Here is a 16634-nt window from a genome sequence, read left to right as displayed (position 1 = left end):
ATTCACCATGTCGATTCACCTCCAAAACCTCGGTCGCGCAGCACTTGTCGCCTCGGCCCTGATTGCCGGGGCCGCGTTCGCGGCCGAGACCTCCATCAGCGTGCCGGTCACGGACATCAAGTTCTTCGACACGGGCGTCGGTCCGTTGAAAGCGGCAGTGGGTTTCGGCGACCTGAGCAAAGGAGCCCACAGCACCTTCGTCAAGTTGCCGGCCGGCTTCGTGAGCCCGCTGCACATTCATACCGAGGACTACTACGCTGTCGTCATCAGCGGCGTGGTGGCCAACGAGGTGGATGCCCACGTGCCGGATCGTCCGCTGGCGCCCGGCTCGTACTGGTTCCAGAAAGGCAAGGTCAATCACGTCACCAAGTGCATTTCCGCCAACGAGTGCGTAGTCTTCATCACCCAACCGGGCAAATTCGACTACATCAACGCGCACTGACCCGGCGCGTTGAACCACGACATCCGGCCGCGGCCGATCCGCTGCGGTTGGATGCCTTTCCTGGCGAGGCCGGGCCGACAGGTCCGGCCTCGCTTTTCTTCTTGCGGGGGCTGGCGAAGCCGCGCACTTGCGATCGGCGGTCCCGCGCGCGCGGCGCAGCGCTGGGCGATACTTTCCTTCGGCAGCATCTGCCGAGCGAGATCACGAACACCCCGCGCGATCCACCGAGCATGGTCGAGACCACAACACCCGGCGACGCCGCCGGGCAGCTCCCGAACCTGAGCCATGAGCGAACGGCCGGCGGGAAGCCCCGTGTGCTGATCAGCGGCGAGTGGACGCTGCTGCCGCTGAGAGGCCGCTTCGACGAGCTGGCGATGCGGGTGAAGGAGCTCGCCGCGGACGTCTCGATGGAGTGGGACCTGCTGGGCCTGACCCGCCTGGACACCGCCGGCGCGCTGCTGCTGTGGCAGGCCTGGGGCCGGCAGCGCCCGCCGACGCTGCGCCTGCGCGCCGAGCATGAGCTCACCTTCGCCGACCTCGCCGTGCAGAGCACGGTACCCGCCGGCTCCAAGGCGGCGCAGGCCAGGCTGTCGCAGTTCGGGGCCTACCTGGTGCGCTTCTCGGAGCATGTGCTGGGCGCCGTCCGGCTCGTCGGCCAGTTGGCGCTCGACCTGCTGCTGGTGCTCAGGCAGCCCGGACTGATCGCCTGGCGCGAGATCTCGGCCAACGTCTACCGGACCGGCGCCCAGGCGCTGGGCATCACGGCGCTGGTCGGCTTCCTGGTGGGCATCACGCTGTCCTACCTCACCTCGAAGCAGCTCAGGTCCTACGGCGCCGACATCTTCGTCATCAACATCCTGGGCGTGAGCGTCTGGCGCGAGCTCGGCCCGCTGCTGGCGGCCATCATCGTGGCCGGGCGTTCGGGATCGTCGATGACGGCCCAGCTCGGGGTGATGCGGGTCACCCAGGAGCTCGACGCGCTGTCCGTCATGGGCGTCTCGCACACCGTGCGCCTGGTGCTGCCCAAGGTCGTTGCGCTGGCGATGTCGATGCCGCTGGTCGTGGTCTGGACCAGCGCCGTCGTCCTGCTCGGCGGCATGGTGGCCGCGCGCGCGCAGCTGGGCATCGACTACGTGCAGTTCCTGCAGGCGCTGCCGAGCGCGGTGCCCATCGCCAACCTCTGGCTGGGGCTGTCCAAGGCCGTCGTCTTCGGCATTCTGATCGCCCTGGTGGCCTGCCACTTCGGCTTGCGCATCGAGCCCAACACCGAGAGCCTGGCCGCCGGCACGACGGACTCCGTGGTGATCTCGATCACCCTGGTCATCATCGTCGATGCGCTGTTTGCGGTACTGTTCTCGGACGTAGGCTTGTAGGACCGCAAGATGACCGAGACTCCTCCCGTCATTGAAGTCACCGATCTCACGACCGTGCTCGGCGGCGTCGTCATCCATCGGCACCTGAGCCTGAGCGTGCAGGCCGACGAAGTGCTGGCGATCATCGGCGGCTCGGGGAGCGGCAAGACGGTGCTGCTGCGCCTGATGCTCGGGCTCGAGGTGCCGACCGAAGGCGAGGTGCGGCTGTTCGGCCACCCCCTCGGACAGTGCGCGATGGCGGACCTCGAGCGCGTGCGCCACCGCTGGGGCGTGCTGTTCCAGCAAGGCGCGCTGTTCTCGGCGCTCACCGTGTTCGACAACGTGGCGCTGCCCTTGCGCGAGCTGAAGTCCGTTCCGCAGGCCCTGGTCAGCGACCTGGTGATGCTCAAGCTGCTGCAGGTCGGCCTGGCGGCCGCCGACGCCGACAAGATGCCGGCCGAACTCTCGGGCGGCATGGTCAAGCGGGTCTCGCTCGCCCGGGCGCTGATCCTCGATCCCCAGCTGCTCTTTCTCGACGAGCCGACAGCCGGCCTGGACCCGCAGAGCAGCAAGCAGTTCGTGCGGCTGGTGCGCGAACTGCGCACCGAGATGCAGCTGACGGTGGTCATGGTGACGCACGACGTCGACACCCTGTTCGCGCTGGCCGACCGCGTCGCGGTGCTCGCCGACCAGCGCGTGGTCGCCGTGGGAACGGTGCCCGAAGTCGCCAGGCTGCCCCACCCCTTCATCCAGAACTTCTTCCTCGGTCATGTGGCGCGCTGCGCCGAAGAGAGCATCCGAGACTTCCGCGAGAGCCTCGAGCAAACCCGGATCGCGGCATGACCGCCCCGACGAAAGGAAAGACATGGAGAACCGAGCCCACGCACTGGTCGCCGGCCTGTTCATCGTCCTCATGGGCGCTGCGCTGCTCGGGGCCGTCGCCTGGTTCCAGGGCAGCCACACGAGCACGGTCACCTACACGGTCGTCACCCGCCTGCCGGTCCTCGGCCTCAATGTGAAGGCCCCGGTCAAGCTGCGGGGCGTCGAGATCGGGAAGGTGCAGGCGATCCGCTTCGACCCCGAGGACGGCCGCCAGATCCTCATCGACATCGCGGTCGACCCGGCAGCGCCGCTGACCCGGGCCACCTATGCGCAGCTCGGCTTCCAGGGCGTGACGGGCCTGTCGTTCGTCGCGCTGGACGACGCGGTGGAGGGAACGGCCGCGCCGGCGCCGCTGGCCGCGGCCGACGCGACCCGGCGCATCGAGCTGCGACCCAGCCTGCTCGACCAGCTCGCGGTGGCCGGCCCTGCCCTGCTCGCCGGCGTCGGTGAAAGCACGAAGCGGATCAATGCGGTCCTGAGCGACGGCAACCAGCAGCAACTGGGCCGCAGCCTGTCCAACCTCGAGAGCGCGTCGGCACAGATGTCGCAGTTGCTGACGGACCTGAGCCCCGCCGCCAAGGCACTGCCGGCGCTCGTCGCCCATGCCGACCGCACCGTCGTCGAGGCCGGAAGCCTTGCGCAGCGGATCGACAGCGTCGCGGTGGAGACGCTGGGACTGGCCCAGGATGTCCGAACGCGCAGCGTCGCGCTGGACCGCCTGGCCGATGCGGCGTCGCAGCTGGAGTCGACCGCCCGGAGCATCGAGCTGTCGCTGGTCGGGGAGAACCGTCCGCACCGGGTGGCGCTGACGGACGACATCGCGAGAAGCAGCCGCGCGGTCGAGCGTGCCGCCGACCAGCTCACCGCCCGGCCGCAGAGCCTGCTGTTCGGCGCGCCGGCGTTGCCGCCGGGGCCCGGCGAGGCCGGCTTCGAGCCGCTCGCCCGGGAGCGCAAATGAGGACACTGGCCGCCTTGCTCGGTGCGGCCGCCGTCGCCGGCGCGTGCTCGCTGACACCGCCGGCCGCCCCGCCCACCCTCTACGACCTGGGCCCGCTGCCGGCCGGGGCGGCACAGAGCCTCGCCACGGCGGCACCGCGCATCGGAGCGGTCGACGCGCCGCAATGGCTGGACTCGCCGGGCATCGTCTACCGGCTGTCCTATGACGAGCCGACGCGCCGCGCCGTCTACCGCGACAGCCGCTGGGTGGCCCCGCCGGCCGCGCTGCTGACGCAGCGGCTCAAGCAGTGGGCCGCGACACTCGCGCCGACGGTGCCGGCCGGCGATGCCGACCCCCGCCCCCGCCTGCTGAGCCTCGAGCTCGAGCTCGACGAGTTCGAGCAGGTCTTCACATCGCCGACCTCCTGCCAGGTGCGCGTGAGCCTGCGCGCCGTGCTGGGCCGCCCGGGGGACCCGCACGCGGCCCGGCGCGTGTTCACGGTCAGCCGAGACGTGGCCGATGCCAATGCGCTGGGCGCCGTTCGCGGACTCGGCGCCGCCAGCGACGAGGTCCTGGTGCAAGTCTTGCGCTGGGCCGCGGCCCCCTGATATCGACCCGCATCAACCCGGCCGGCGCACCGGCAACGGGATGCGTTCGGTTTCGCCCGGCACCTGACCCAGGCGGTCGGCCTCCCAGTCGGCGGCGGCCTGCGCGATGCGCTCCTTGCTCGAGGACACGAAGTTCCACCAGATGTGGCGATGCCCGAGCGGTGCGCCGCCAATCAGCACCACGCGGGCACCGGCCGCGCCTGACGCGCACAGCGTCGCAGCGCTGCCTGCCGGCAGCACCACCAGCGTGAACGGCTCGATGCGCTCGACCGCGCCGCCGAGCTCGAGCTCGAAGGGCGCATCGACACCGTACAGCGCACGCTCCTCGGCCTGCTGCGGCGACGGCAGCGCGACCCGCGCACCGGGCGCGAGGGCATAGTCCACGTAGAGCGTCGGCGACAGCGTGCCCACCGGTGACGTGAGCCCGTGCGCGTGGCCGATCAGCACCCGCAGCGTCGCGCCGTCTTCCAGGCGCTGCGGCAACCGCGCCGCCGCGGTGTGCTCGAAATGCGGCACCGTCTCCTCGTGCTCGGCCGGCAGCGCGGCCCACAACTGCAGGCCGTGGCTGCGGCGCGTCGTGCCGCGCAGGTCGTCGGGCGTGCGCTCGGAGTGCACGATGCCCCGGCCCGCGGTCATCCAGTTGATCGCGCCGGGTTCGATGCGCCGAGAGACACCGGTCGAGTCGCGGTGCTGCATCGCGCCTTCGAACAGGTAGGTCACGGTGGCCAGGCCGATGTGCGGGTGCGGGCGCACGTCGTGGTCGTCCCCGGGGCCGGCGGTGATCGGACCGAAGTGGTCGAAGAACACGAACGGCCCGACCGACTGGCGCTGCGCGGCCGGCAGCAGGCGGCGGACCTCGAAGCCGCCACCGAGGTCCTTGGTGTGAGGGGTCAGGATTTGCAGTGGCATGCGGGGATCCCGGTGAGGCGTTGCAACGAGTGTCGCGCGTTTCGCATGCTGGCGCGCCGGGTGGGGTCGGAGCGCACGGGAGACGAGGCGCGAACACGTGCACGAACACGTGCAAGAGGCCCGAACGCGAACGGCGCTCCGAAGAGCGCCGTTCGCAACATGGGGGGCAGCGTCACCGCTGCACCGGCCTCAACCCACCGTGTCGATCACGCCCAGCTCGGCGCTGGTCATCAGCGACTCGATGTCCATCAGGATCAGCATGCGCTCGGCCACGGTGGCGATGCCGATCAGGTGGCTGGTGTCGACCATGGCCCCCATCGACGGCGCCGGCTTGATGGCTTCGTGCGGCAGGTCCAGCACGTCGCTGACCGAGTCGACCACCGCACCGATCACGCGGCCCTTGACGGCCAGCACGATCACCGCGGTGATGGCCGTGATCTGGGCGTCGCAGCCGAACTTCACGCGCAGGTCGACCACCGGCACGATCACGCCGCGCAGGTTGATGACGCCCTTCAGGAAGCTCGGCGCATTGGCGATGCGGGTCGGCGGCTCGTAGCTGCGGATCTCCTGCACCTTCAGGATGTCGATGCCGTATTCCTCGGTACCGAGGCGAAAGCTGAGGTATTCGCGCCCCGGCTGCGCGGCGGCGCCGGCACGCTTGGCCTGGCGTTGAGCCTCGTGGCGGGCCACTTGGGTGGCATCAATCATGTCCATGTCGGGTCCTTTCAATGCGGGATCAGGGCTGGCGCGTGGTGTGCGTGCCGAGCGGAAAACGTGCAATGCGTGTCGTGGTGAATGGAGCGGGGGGCTGCCGGTCGGTGCGGGCTCAGAAGGTTTCCCAGTCGTCGCCAGCGGCCGCGGCCGCCACGACGGGCGCCTGCTTGCCGGCAACCGCGGTGTCGTGCAAGACGGGCGGCACCTTCGCCGGGCTCACGGCGCGCGGTGTCGAGGCAGGGGGACGCACCGGGCTGTGAGCGGCAAGGGGCTGCCTTGCGTCGGCCGGACGCGACACCGCCGCGTCGCTGCCATCGACGCGAAACACCGAGATCGAGGCGGCCAGCCGGATCGCCTGGTCCTTCAGGCTCTCGGCCGCGGCGGCGCTCTGTTCCACCAGCGCGGCGTTCTGCTGCGTCATCTGGTCGAGGTTGGTCACCGCGGTGTTGACCTGACCGATGCCCTCGGACTGCTCCGCGGCGGCGGCGGTGATCTCGCCAATGATGTCGGAGACGCGCTGCACCGAACCGACGATCTCGCTCATCGTGCGCCCGGCATCCGCCACCAGCTTGCTGCCCGACTCGACCCGCTCGACGCTGGCGCCGATCAGGTCCTTGATTTCCTTCGCGGCCTGCGCGCTGCGCTGTGCGAGGTTGCGCACCTCGCCGGCCACGACCGCGAAGCCGCGGCCCTGCTCGCCGGCGCGGGCGGCTTCGACCGCCGCGTTGAGCGCCAGGATGTTGGTCTGGAACGCAATACCGTCGATCACGCCGATGATGTCGGCGATCTTCTTGCTGCTGGCATTGATGTCCTCCATCGTCGACACGACCTCGGACACCACCTTGCCGCCCTTCGCCGCCGTGGCCTGGGCCGACGATGCGAGCTGGTTGGCGGTGCGCGCCGATTCCGCCGTCTGCTTCACCGTGCCGGTGAGCTGCTCCATCGAGCTGGCGGTCTCCTGCAGGTTGCTGGCGGTCTGTTCGGTCCGCGCGCTCAGGTCCTGGTTGCCGGTGGCGATCTCGCTGCTGGCGGTGGTGATGCTGTCGGTGCTCAGGCGCACCGCGCTCACCATCTTGCCCAGCGACGACTGCATCTCGGCCAGGCTGCGCTGCAGGCCAGCCACTTCATCACGGCCTTCGGCCTCGATGCGCTGCGACAGGTTCCCGGCGGCAATGGCACGGGTGGTGGCGGCGGCGCGCTCGAGCGGCACCGTCACCGAGCGGGTCAGGACCCAGGCGCTCATGCCGCCCAGGACGATGGACACGGCGGCCAGCACCAGCAGCAGCAGCTTGCTTTGCTGCACCTCGGCTTTCACCGCAGCGCCGCTCTGGTCGGCGAGTTCACGCTCGGAGCGGCTGAAATCCTCGATCGCCGCGAGGTAGACCCTGGAGGCCGGCAGCAGGCTCTTCTCGAGCAGCGCCTCGACCGCCGCGGCATCCCCCGCCTTCAGCAGCGCCAGCGCCGTTTCGCGCTGCCCGATGTAGGCCTTGCGCTTCTCGGCGATGTCGGCGAACAGCGCCTTGCCCTTGTCGGTGCCCGGCCGGGCTTCGAGTTCCTTCTGCACGCGGGTGATCTGCTCGCTGGTGTCCTTCATCTGGGGCGTGAGGAAGGACACCATCTGCGGCGTACCGCCCGATTTCACGATCGCGATCGTGCGGCTGACGTTGAGTGTGGTGAGGCTTTTCCACTCGTCGGCCATCGACACGCCGCGTTCCACGTCGCGCGCGCTGTCGAAGCCTTGCTCGGTCGTCACGAGCCGCGAGAACGCGAGCGCGACGATCAGCACCAGCAGCAGCAGCACCGCGCCGAAGCCTGCGCCGAGCCGGGTGCCGATCTTCAAGTGGTTGAGTTTCATCGTCGGGTGGTCCAGAAGTGATGCGAGGGGCGGCAGGAGCGGTTCGATTCAATGGCGCGAGCGGCGCACCAGCGAACCCACGTCGAGGATCAGCGCCACACGGCCGTCGCCCATGATGGTGGCGCCGGAGATGTCGTCGACCTTGCGGTAGTTGGCCTCGAGGTTCTTCACGACCACCTGCTGCTGGCCGATCAGCTCGTCGACCAGCAGGGCGATGCGGCCGCCTTCGGCCTCGATCACGACCATGATCTCGCTGGCATGCTCGTCGCTGGAGCGCGGCACCTTGAAGAGCTCTTCGAGCTCGAGCACCGGCATGTATTCCTCGCGCACCTCGACCACGCGGGCGCTGCCGCCGATGGTCTTGACGGCGTCCTTGCCGACCTGGAAGCTCTCGACCACGCTGGACAGCGGCAGGATGTAGACCTCGTCGCCGACACCCACGCTCATGCCGTCCATGATGGCCAGCGTCAGCGGCAGGCGCACGGCCACGCGCATGCCGTAGCCCTCGGCCGAGTCGATCTCGACGGTGCCGCCGAGCGAGGCGATGTTCTTCTTGACCACGTCCATGCCGACACCGCGGCCGGACACGTCGGTCACCACCTCCGCGGTCGAGAAGCCCGGCTCGAAGATCAGCGCCCACACCTCGCCGTCGCTCAGCGAGTCGGGCGCATGGATGCCGCGCTCGCGCGCCTTCTTGAGCAGCTTCTCGCGCGACAGGCCCTTGCCGTCGTCGCGCACCTCGATGACGATGCTGCCGCCCTGGTGCGACGCGGCCAGCGTGATCGTGCCGACCTCGGACTTGCCCCTCGCACGGCGCTCCTCGGGCATCTCGATGCCGTGGTCGCAGGAGTTGCGCACCAGGTGGGTCAGCGGATCGGTGATCTTCTCGACCAGGCTCTTGTCGAGCTCGGTCGCTTCGCCCTGCGTCACCAGCTCGACCTGCTTGCCGAGCTTGCCGGCCAGGTCACGCAGCATGCGCGGGAAGCGGCTGAACACGGTTTGCATCGGGATCATGCGGATCGACATCACCGCTTCCTGCAGGTCGCGAGTGTTGCGGTCCAGCGCGGTCAGGCCCGAGACCATGCTCTGGAACAGCACCGGGTCGAGGCTGGCGCTGTTCTGCGCCAGCATGGCCTGGGTGATGACGAGCTCGCCCATCAGGTTGATCAGCTGGTCGACCTTCTCGACCGATACGCGAATCGACGAGGCCTCGAGCGCCGCCGGCGCCTTGCCTTCGGCCTTGGCGGCGGCGGCCTTCGGGGCGCTGGCGGGCGTCGGGGCCGGGGCCGCGGGTGCGGCAGTTCCAGGCGCGCCGGGTGCATCCTCGAAAAAGCCGAAACCCGGGTCCTCCTCGGTCAGCGGCGAACCGGGTGCGTTGGGATAGAAGCCGTAGCCGGGTGCCACGCGGTCACCGCTCCAGGGGCGCAGTTGCACCTGCTCGCGCGAGACGTGGAAGCCGAACAGGTCGAGCAGGTCGGCATCGCTGCTGGGGGTCGTGACCCGGAAGCGGCGCAGACCGTCCTGCGCCATGCCGCCGTCGATCGGATCGATCGTGCCCAGGCCCTCGATCTCCTTGAACAGCTCGACGATGCTCTCGGCCAGCTCCGGCTTGGGCAGCGGCCCGAGCGTCAGCTCGAGAATGCGGTCGCCGTTCATCGTGACGGGCACGTCGGCTTCGACTGCCGACGCCGCCACAGCGGGCGTGGCGACCGGCGCCGCCGCCTTGGCGGGAACGGGAGCAGGAGCCGCTGCCTGACCGCCCGCGAAGGCACGGATGCTCACGAGCAGGTCGCTCGTGTCGAGCACGTCGCCGCCGGCGCCCTGGTGGCGCGCGAGCTGCGAGCGCAGCGCGTCGCCGGACTGCAAGAGCACATCGACCATGGCCGCGGTCGGCTGCAGTTCATGGCGGCGCAGCTTGTCGAGCAGCGTCTCCATCTGGTGTGTCAGTTCCGCCACGTCGGCGAAGCCGAAGGTCGCTGCGCCTCCCTTGATCGAGTGAGCGCAGCGGAAGATCGCGTTGAGTTCCTCGTCGTCGGCCGCCGCGATGTCGATCGCGAGCAGTTGCTGCTCCATGCGATCGAGGTTCTCGCCGGCCTCTTCGAAGAAGACCTGGTAGAACTGGCTCAGGTCGATGCCGGCGCTCTGGTTGGCGCTGGTCGTGCTCGTGTCGCCCATGTCGATTCCTTGTCTGTGCTCGCGACCACGCGTCAGCGGATGACCTTCTTGATCACTTCGAGCAACTTCGCCGGATCGAAGGGCTTGACCAACCAGCCGGTGGCGCCGGCAGCCCGCCCGGCCTGTTTCATCTGGTCGCTGGACTCGGTGGTCAGGATCAGGATCGGCGTCGACTTGAAACTCGGGTGCTCGCGCAGCTTCTTGGTCAGGCCGATGCCGTCGAGCTGGGGCATGTTCTGGTCGGTGAGCACGAGATCGAACTGCCGCTGGGCGGCCTTGTCATAGGCGTCCTGACCATCGACGGCCTCGGTGACGTCGTAGCCCGCACTCTTGAGAGTGAAGGACACCATCTGCCGCATCGATGCGGAGTCGTCCACGGCCAGGATTGAATGCATTGCGCTCTCCGGATTACTCGGTGACTTATCGGTTGCAGGGGGAATTTCTTGAGGCGGGCAGGGCTTCAGAACAGCTCGACGCTGCCGGCGTCCATTTCGTCTTGCGTCACGGGATTGGGTCGCAGCGGCGGCGGGGCGATCACGGCCTCGCCATCGCCGTCGGCGCCGAAAGCCTCGCGCGCCAGTTGGTCGGCGCAATTGCGCAGGCGCTGGTGGGTGTGGGCGATCAGCTGCGAGGCCATGTCCTGGAACTGCAGCGCCGTCACCGCTTCGCCGAGCAGGAGGCGCACGCTGTCGAGCGCCCCGGTGTCGACCGCGGCCCGGCCTTCGCCACCGAGCTGGGAGACCGCGCCGTGGAAGCGCAGCATCAGCGCGTCGCAGGTGTCGGCGAGCAAACGCTGCAGGCGCTCGAGGTCGTTGCTCGCCATCATCAGATGGTCCTGCAGGTCCGCAGCCAGCGGCAGCGGCAGGGCCGGTTCGTCGGTGTTCGGGGCGTGTAGCATCTTTTTGTCGGCGTGGCTGTGCAGGTCAAATGGGTCTGCGGGGCATGCGCCGTGCCATGCAGGCTCGACGAATCGCGCCTGCGGCCGGGTGCGGCTTGGCACGATTCTTCGACAGACCGGGCGGCGGCAGTGTCAAGATCACGGGGCCGAACGCCTGCCAGTTCAGTGCTTTACCCTGTCCCGATGCCCGACACCTCCTCCCTGCCGCTGCCCCTGTCCTCCATGCCGCTGCGCCTGCGCGTGCTGCACCTCGAGGACTCCGAGCTGGACCACGAACTGATGCTCGCCCACCTGCGGCGCGGCGGCATCGACACCGACGCGCTGCGCGTGGAGTCGGAGGCGGCCTACCGTGCCGCGCTCGCCGAGCCCTGGGACGTGGTGGTCAGCGACTACAACCTGCCCGGCTTCTCGGGCCTGCGTGCACTGGAGATCCTGCGTGACAGCCAGCTGCTGTTGCCCTTCATCCTGGTCTCGGGCGAGATCGGCGAGCAGGTGGCGGTGCAGGCCATGCTGACCGGCGCCAACGACTACCTGCTCAAGGAGAACCTGGCGCGGCTGGTCCCGGCGATGCTGCACGCGATCGAGGGCACCGAGGCGCTGCGCGCCAAGCAGGAGGCCGACCTGGCCCTCGGCCAGAGCGAGCAGCGCCTGCGCGAGCTCGCCCAGCACCTGCAGGCGAACATCGAGGCGGAGCGCACGGCGATCGCCCGCGAGATCCACGACGACGTCGGGGGATCGCTGACCGCCTTGAAGTTCGACCTCGCCTGGATCGAGCGGCATGCCCGCGACCCGGCGGTGGTGCAGCGCGCCCAGGGGGCGCTCGAGACCGTGACGCTGGCGATCGAGTCGAGCCAGCGCATCATGCACAACCTGCGTCCGGCCATCCTGGAACAGGGCCTGATCGCGGCGCTGCAGTGGATGACCCAGCGTTTCGAAAAGCGCAACGGCACCGTGACCGTGTTCCGCACCAGCCGCGACGAACTGCCGCCGTTGCCGGCGGGGGTGCCCCTGGCGGCCTACCGCACGGCGCAGGAGGCGCTGACCAACATCAGCAAGCACGCCTACGCCACCCGTGTCGAAGTCGACCTCACGGTCGCCGGCCGGGTGCTGTCGCTCGAGGTCAGCGACAACGGCCGCGGCCTGAACCAGGACGACCTCGGCAAGGCACGCTCCTTCGGCATCCGCGGACTGCGCGAGCGTGCCGCCCAGGTCGGCGGCTGGGTCGACCTGTCCAGCGGACCGGGCGGCACGACCATCATCCTGTCGGTACCGCTCGAACAGGGCAGCGATACCGAGGCCGGCAGTCTCGACAACCTGCAGGACGACCCCGACGACCCGACCTCGTGGGGCATGCTGCGGTGACGGCACGCGCCCTCTCGGCAGGCCCCGGCCGCGGTAGAGTGGATGGATGAGCTCTCCAGCCGCCGTCCTGCTGCCAGCGCGTCCGGCCATCCGGTTGTCATCATGAGATGCCCGGTGGCAAACCTGCTGTCGCGAATCGAGCGCCGGATCCGCTCCGAGTCGACCCGCGCCCCGCTGCAGCATCGACCGGTGCACCCATCGTGCAAGGGACTGTCATGACCATCCGCGTCATCCTCTGCGACGACCACGCGCTGATCCGGCGCGGCATCCGCGACACGCTGTCGGACGCGGCCGACATCGAGGTGGTCGGCGAGGCGGCCGACTACGGCGAGCTGCGCAGCCTGCTGCGCGACACGAGCTGCGACGTGCTGGTGCTCGACATCAACCTGCCCGGACGCAGCGGCCTCGACGTGCTGCATGTGCTGAAGGACGAGGGCTCGACCCTGCGCGTGCTGGTGGTCTCGATGTACCCCGAGGACCAGTACGCGATCCGCGCACTGCGCGCCGGTGCCTACGGCTACGTCAACAAGGGCAGCGACACCCAGCTGATCGTCGAGGCGGTGCGCATGGTGGCCAAGGGCCGCAAGTACATCACGCCCGAGATCGCGCAGATGCTCGCCGAGAGCCTGAGCCAGCCGGTCTCCGAGGTCGCTCACGAGAAACTGTCGGACCGCGAGCTGCAGACCCTGGTGCTGATCGCCTCGGGCAAGCGGCTCTCGGACATCGCCGCGGAGCTGACGCTGAGCCCCAAGACCGTCAGCGTGTACCGCGCGCGGGTGCTGGAGAAGCTGGCGCTGTCCAACAACTCCGAGCTGACCGTCTACGCCATCCGCAACGGCCTGGTGTGAGGAGACCGCGATGCCGAGCCTGCGCCCCAACTGCAAATGCTGCGGCGGCGAACTGCGGGCCCGGCCGCGCCGGCCGCTCGCGGCCCTGGCACGCCACCCGGCCTCGACCGAGCGGGTGATCAAACCGCAGGGCTGCGCGCCCGGCGCCTGAGTGCCATGGCCTGCGATGCGCCGCTGCGCGGCGGCTGCCTGTGCGGCGCCGTGCGCTACGAGCTCGACGGCCCGCCCGGCCCCATCGTGCTATGCCACTGCGGCCAATGCCGCAAGGCGCAGGGTTCGGCCTTTGCCGTGGTGGCACCGGTGCCTGCCGCGCACTTTCGCCTCGTCGCGGGCGCCGAGCGGCTGCGCTCCCACGAATCCTCGCCGGGCAAGTGGCGCAGCTTCTGCGGCGACTGCGGCTCGCCGATCCACAGCCGCCGCGATGCGCACCCCGAGCTGCTGCGGCTGCGCATCGGCAGCCTCGATCCGCCGTTCGATCAGCGGCCCAGCGCGCACATCCACGTCGCCTCGAAGGCCCCGTGGTGGCAGATCGACGACACGCTGCCGCAGCATCCCGGCGTGGAGCCGGGGCGCTGAGCCCGACCGAGGCGCCAGCTACTGCAGCGTGCGCAGGTGCACCACGCGCTGCTGGGTGCCGGGATGGGTGGCGGTGGCCCTGACCAGCGGCAGGTGCTGGAACAGCAGCAGCGGTGTGTCGTCCGGCTCTCCGAGGCGGCGGATCAGCTGCAATGCGAAGGCATCGGCCTCGTACTCCTGGCGGTGCGACAGCTCCGAGGCCTCGCGGCCGAGCACGCTGGCGACGGCATCGGTCTGCGCCTGCACCACCTCGCCCGGGATGTACTGCTGGTAGAGCTGGCCGAGCTGCGACCAGTGCCGCTGCATGACATGGCCCAGTTCATGGGCCAGCACGAAGTCGCGCTCGCTCTCGGTCAGCCCGGCGAGCGACACGTTGGCGGCGATCACGCGGCCCATCAGGCACACCGCCAGCAACGGACCGCGCACGACCAGCAGGCGGACATCGCCCGGCGCTTCGTCGACCGCGGCCACGATGCGTTCGAAACTGCGACGCACCACCTGCGCCTCGGGATCGTCGTCATCGACCTGGCCCTCGGTCAGCGCCTCGAGCTGCATCTGCTGCGAACGCTGCAGCACCGTCAGGATGTCCTCTGCGCACCATACCGGTGCCACAAACAAGGCCAGCAAGAACAACAGGACTGCGCGCATGAGGCAACTCCGCTCTGCACCCTCAGGGTTGACCCTAGTTACCATGCAATCGCCGTACCAGATTTGCACAAAACCGGCCGCTGCCGCGAATTCTTGCCCGATCGGGGCGCCTACTGGAACTGGGCCAGCATGCGTTCCAGGGCCATCGTGAACGGCTGCTCCATCAGCGGCAGGGTCAGCGTGATGCCGATCAGGCCGACACCGAGCGTGATCGGGAAGCCGATCGCGAAGATGTTCATCTGCGAGGCCACGCGCGAGATGACGCCGAGCACGAGGTTCATGAACAGCAGCATCGTGACGATGGGCAGCGCGATCCACAGCCCGAGGCGGAACACCTCGGCCCCCCAGAGCTGCGGCTGCACGGTCGCCAGGAAGGCCAGCGGCGCCGCGTCAGGCGCGGCCACCGGGAAGGCGTGGAAGCTCTGGATCACCGCCGCGGTCAGCAGCAGGTGACCGTTCATCACGACGAACAGCCAGGCCGCGCAGGTGCCGAAGAAGCGGCTCACCGCCGTGGACTGGGAGGCGCTGATCGGGTCGAAGAAGGCCGCGAAGTTCAGCCCCATCTGCAGGCCGATCATCTCGCCGGCGAACTCGATGCCGGCCATCACCACGCGCGCCGAGAAGCCGAGCGCGGCGCCGATCAGCAACTGCTGGACCACGGCCTCGAAGGCCTGGCCGCTGTCGAGCGCGATCACCGGCATCGAAGGCAGCGAGGCCTGCGCCGCGACGGTGATGAAGAAGGCCAGCGCCACCTTCACGCGCACCGGCACGCTGCGCATGCTGAGCACCGGCGCGGTCATGAACAACGCCAGCACGCGCAGGAAGGGCCAGATCAGCGGACTCAGCCAGGCGGTGAGCTGGGCTTCGTTGAAGGTGAACATGGTCGGCTTGCCGAGGGCGGCATCAGCCGGCCGCCGGACTGTCCCAAGGCCGGCTGCGCCCCCGGGGTCGCGAAGCGACAAGCGTCGGGGCCGACATCGCTAGCCGACCACGGTCGGGATCGCCTGCAGCGTGCGCTGCAGGTACTCGACGATCGAGGTCAGCATCCAGGGGCCGGCCACCGCCAGCACCGCGACGGCCGCGATCAGCTTGGGCACGAAGCTCAGCGTCGCCTCGTTGATCTGCGTGGCGGCCTGGAACACGCTCACCAGCAGGCCGACCACGAGCACCGTCAGCAGCATCGGCGCGCTGACCATCAACAGCAGGTACAGGCCCTGCTGGCCGAACGCGAAGACTTGTTGGGGATCCATGGCGGGCGATTCGGGTTGCGGAAGGTCAGGTGGCGAAAGAAGCGGCGAGCGAGCCGAGCAGCAGGTTCCAGCCATCGGCCAGCACGAACAGCATCAGCTTGAAGGGCAGCGCCACCAGCACCGGGCTGAGCATCATCATGCCCAGGCTCATCAGCACGCTGGCGACGATCATGTCGATGATCAGGAAGGGGATGAAAATCAGGAAGCCGATCTGGAACGCGCTCTTGAGCTCGCTGGTCACGAAGGCCGGCACCAGCACGCGGAACGGCGCGTTCTCGCCCTTCACCGCCGGATCGAGCTTGGCGAGGCGGGCGAACAGCATCAGGTCGCTCTGGCGCGTCTGCTTGAGCATGAAGGAGCGCATCGGCCCCTCACCGCGCGCCAGCGCCTCGTCGAAGGCGATCTGGTTGGCCGCGAAGGGCTTGTAGGCGTCGTTGTAGACCTTGTCGATCGTCGGCCCCATCACGAACAGCGTCAGGAACAGCGACAGGCCCACCAGCACCTGGTTCGGCGGCACCGACTGCGTGCCCAGCGCCTGGCGCAGCAGGCTCAGCACGATGACGATGCGGGTGAAGCCGGTCATCATCAACAGCACGGCCGGCAGGAAGCTGAGCGCGGTGAAGAACAGCAGCGTCTGCACCGGCACCGAGTAGCTCGTGCCCCCCGCGCCCTGCCCGACGATCAACGGCAGGTTCGCATTGCCACCGGCCGCCTGCGCTAAAGCCGCTGCAGGAAGCGCCGACAACACCGACACGGCGGCGATCAGCGCGGCGCGCTTGTGGCGCGACAAGAAGGCGGCCGCAGCGGCGCAGCCGCAACGGGGGTGGTCGTCATTTCCTTGCATCGCGAACCTTCTTCAGCAATGCGGCGAACGGCGCCTCGGGGGCGGCAGCGTTCGCGGCCATGTCAGCCTGCGGCGACAAGGTGTGCAGTGCGGTGATGGCCTGCGGCGTGACGCCGAGCACCAGCCAGCGGCGCTCCTCGCCCTGCCCGACCTCGACGGTCACGATGCGCTGGTGCGGTCCCAGCGCCAGCGAGCCGACGGTGCGCGTCAGTGCGTTCGCGCTGCTCATCGCCGCGCCATAGGGCGTGCGCTTGAGCAGCCACAGCGCCAGCGGGATCATCGCCAGGATGATGACGAACCACACCAGCCCGAAGCCCAGGGAACCACTCATGTC

19 protein-coding genes and 1 pseudogene are annotated in these 16634 nt (G+C 69.2%); 9 read left to right on the top strand and 11 right to left on the bottom strand.

The window, feature by feature from the left end:
* The first annotated feature begins 7 nt into the window (after window positions 1-7).
* The 5 genes from ACQY9S_RS20810 to ACQY9S_RS20790 all read left to right on the top strand — a co-directional run bounded on the left by ACQY9S_RS20810 (window position 8) and on the right by ACQY9S_RS20790 (window position 4221).
* A complete protein-coding gene (locus ACQY9S_RS20810) occupies window positions 8-442 on the top strand; it encodes a DUF4437 domain-containing protein (RefSeq protein ID WP_428422426.1) in 435 nt (144 codons plus the stop codon).
* A gap of 230 nt (window positions 443-672) precedes the next feature.
* On the top strand, window positions 673-1815 hold the full coding sequence (locus tag ACQY9S_RS20805) for an ABC transporter permease (protein WP_428422424.1): 1143 nt from the start codon (window positions 673-675) through the stop codon (window positions 1813-1815).
* A gap of 9 nt (window positions 1816-1824) precedes the next feature.
* A complete protein-coding gene (locus tag ACQY9S_RS20800) occupies window positions 1825-2637 on the top strand; it encodes an ABC transporter ATP-binding protein (protein ID WP_428422422.1) in 813 nt (270 codons plus the stop codon).
* A 22-nt stretch (window positions 2638-2659) separates the two neighbouring features.
* A complete protein-coding gene (locus tag ACQY9S_RS20795; RefSeq protein ID WP_428422420.1) occupies window positions 2660-3634 on the top strand; it encodes an MlaD family protein in 975 nt (324 codons plus the stop codon).
* On the top strand, window positions 3631-4221 hold the full coding sequence (locus ACQY9S_RS20790) for an ABC-type transport auxiliary lipoprotein family protein (protein WP_428422419.1): 591 nt from the start codon (window positions 3631-3633) through the stop codon (window positions 4219-4221). The genes ACQY9S_RS20795 and ACQY9S_RS20790 overlap by 4 nt, the downstream gene beginning before the upstream one ends.
* Before the next feature lie 12 nt (window positions 4222-4233).
* Here the strand turns inward: ACQY9S_RS20790 and ACQY9S_RS20785 are convergent, their stop codons facing one another.
* From ACQY9S_RS20785 to ACQY9S_RS20760, 6 genes are all read right to left on the bottom strand, one after another.
* Window positions 4234-5130 carry a pirin family protein gene (locus ACQY9S_RS20785; protein WP_428422417.1) on the bottom strand — a complete coding sequence of 299 codons (897 nt, stop codon included), beginning with the start codon at window positions 5128-5130 and terminating at the stop codon, window positions 4234-4236.
* Window positions 5131-5319: 189 nt separating this feature from the next.
* On the bottom strand, window positions 5320-5844 hold the full coding sequence (locus ACQY9S_RS20780; RefSeq protein WP_428422416.1) for a chemotaxis protein CheW: 525 nt from the start codon (window positions 5842-5844) through the stop codon (window positions 5320-5322).
* Between the two features lie 112 nt (window positions 5845-5956).
* The gene (locus ACQY9S_RS20775) at window positions 5957-7699 is read right to left on the bottom strand and encodes a methyl-accepting chemotaxis protein (RefSeq protein WP_428422414.1); all 1743 of its coding nucleotides are present in this window, start codon (window positions 7697-7699) and stop codon (window positions 5957-5959) included.
* A 48-nt stretch (window positions 7700-7747) separates the two neighbouring features.
* A complete protein-coding gene (locus ACQY9S_RS20770; protein ID WP_428422413.1) occupies window positions 7748-9874 on the bottom strand; it encodes a chemotaxis protein CheA in 2127 nt (708 codons plus the stop codon).
* Window positions 9875-9906: 32 nt separating this feature from the next.
* Window positions 9907-10269, bottom strand: a complete 363-nt coding sequence (locus tag ACQY9S_RS20765) for a response regulator (protein ID WP_428422411.1) — start codon at window positions 10267-10269, stop codon at window positions 9907-9909.
* A 65-nt stretch (window positions 10270-10334) separates the two neighbouring features.
* Window positions 10335-10772 (bottom strand): hypothetical protein, encoded by a 438-nt coding sequence (locus tag ACQY9S_RS20760; protein WP_428422409.1) that lies wholly within the window; start codon window positions 10770-10772, stop codon window positions 10335-10337.
* A gap of 183 nt (window positions 10773-10955) precedes the next feature.
* On the opposite strand from ACQY9S_RS20760, the gene ACQY9S_RS20755 reads away from it, so the two are divergent.
* From ACQY9S_RS20755 to ACQY9S_RS20740, 4 genes and pseudogenes are all read left to right on the top strand, one after another.
* The gene (locus tag ACQY9S_RS20755) at window positions 10956-12134 is read left to right on the top strand and encodes a response regulator (RefSeq protein ID WP_428422408.1); all 1179 of its coding nucleotides are present in this window, start codon (window positions 10956-10958) and stop codon (window positions 12132-12134) included.
* A 215-nt stretch (window positions 12135-12349) separates the two neighbouring features.
* On the top strand, window positions 12350-12982 hold the full coding sequence (locus ACQY9S_RS20750; RefSeq protein ID WP_428422406.1) for a response regulator: 633 nt from the start codon (window positions 12350-12352) through the stop codon (window positions 12980-12982).
* Window positions 12983-13013: 31 nt separating this feature from the next.
* A pseudogene (locus ACQY9S_RS20745) lies at window positions 13014-13133 on the top strand (DUF1272 domain-containing protein); the annotation flags it as partial.
* Window positions 13134-13138: 5 nt separating this feature from the next.
* A complete protein-coding gene (locus tag ACQY9S_RS20740; RefSeq protein ID WP_428422404.1) occupies window positions 13139-13558 on the top strand; it encodes a GFA family protein in 420 nt (139 codons plus the stop codon).
* A gap of 18 nt (window positions 13559-13576) precedes the next feature.
* On the opposite strand, the gene ACQY9S_RS20735 is transcribed toward ACQY9S_RS20740, so the two are convergent.
* The 5 genes from ACQY9S_RS20735 to ACQY9S_RS20715 form a co-directional block, all read right to left on the bottom strand.
* Complete coding sequence (locus ACQY9S_RS20735) at window positions 13577-14206, bottom strand: M48 family metalloprotease (protein ID WP_428422402.1); 630 nt, start codon at window positions 14204-14206, stop codon at window positions 13577-13579.
* A 110-nt stretch (window positions 14207-14316) separates the two neighbouring features.
* A complete protein-coding gene (fliR, locus tag ACQY9S_RS20730; RefSeq protein ID WP_428422400.1) occupies window positions 14317-15087 on the bottom strand; it encodes a flagellar biosynthetic protein FliR in 771 nt (256 codons plus the stop codon).
* A 99-nt stretch (window positions 15088-15186) separates the two neighbouring features.
* Window positions 15187-15456: a flagellar biosynthesis protein FliQ gene (gene fliQ / locus ACQY9S_RS20725; RefSeq protein WP_428422398.1), complete on the bottom strand. Its 270-nt coding sequence runs from the start codon at window positions 15454-15456 to the stop codon at window positions 15187-15189.
* 25 nt (window positions 15457-15481) lie between these two features.
* Window positions 15482-16300 (bottom strand): flagellar type III secretion system pore protein FliP, encoded by an 819-nt coding sequence (gene fliP / locus ACQY9S_RS20720; protein WP_428422396.1) that lies wholly within the window; start codon window positions 16298-16300, stop codon window positions 15482-15484.
* Complete coding sequence (locus tag ACQY9S_RS20715) at window positions 16287-16631, bottom strand: FliO/MopB family protein (RefSeq protein WP_428422394.1); 345 nt, start codon at window positions 16629-16631, stop codon at window positions 16287-16289. Before ACQY9S_RS20715 ends, fliP begins: the two co-directional genes overlap by 14 nt.
* Window positions 16632-16634 lie beyond the last annotated feature (3 nt).

The organism is Methylibium sp. (assembly GCF_965279545.1).
GTDB lineage: Bacteria > Pseudomonadota > Gammaproteobacteria > Burkholderiales > Burkholderiaceae_C > Methylibium.
This window is presented reverse-complemented; position numbering and strand designations above follow the sequence as displayed.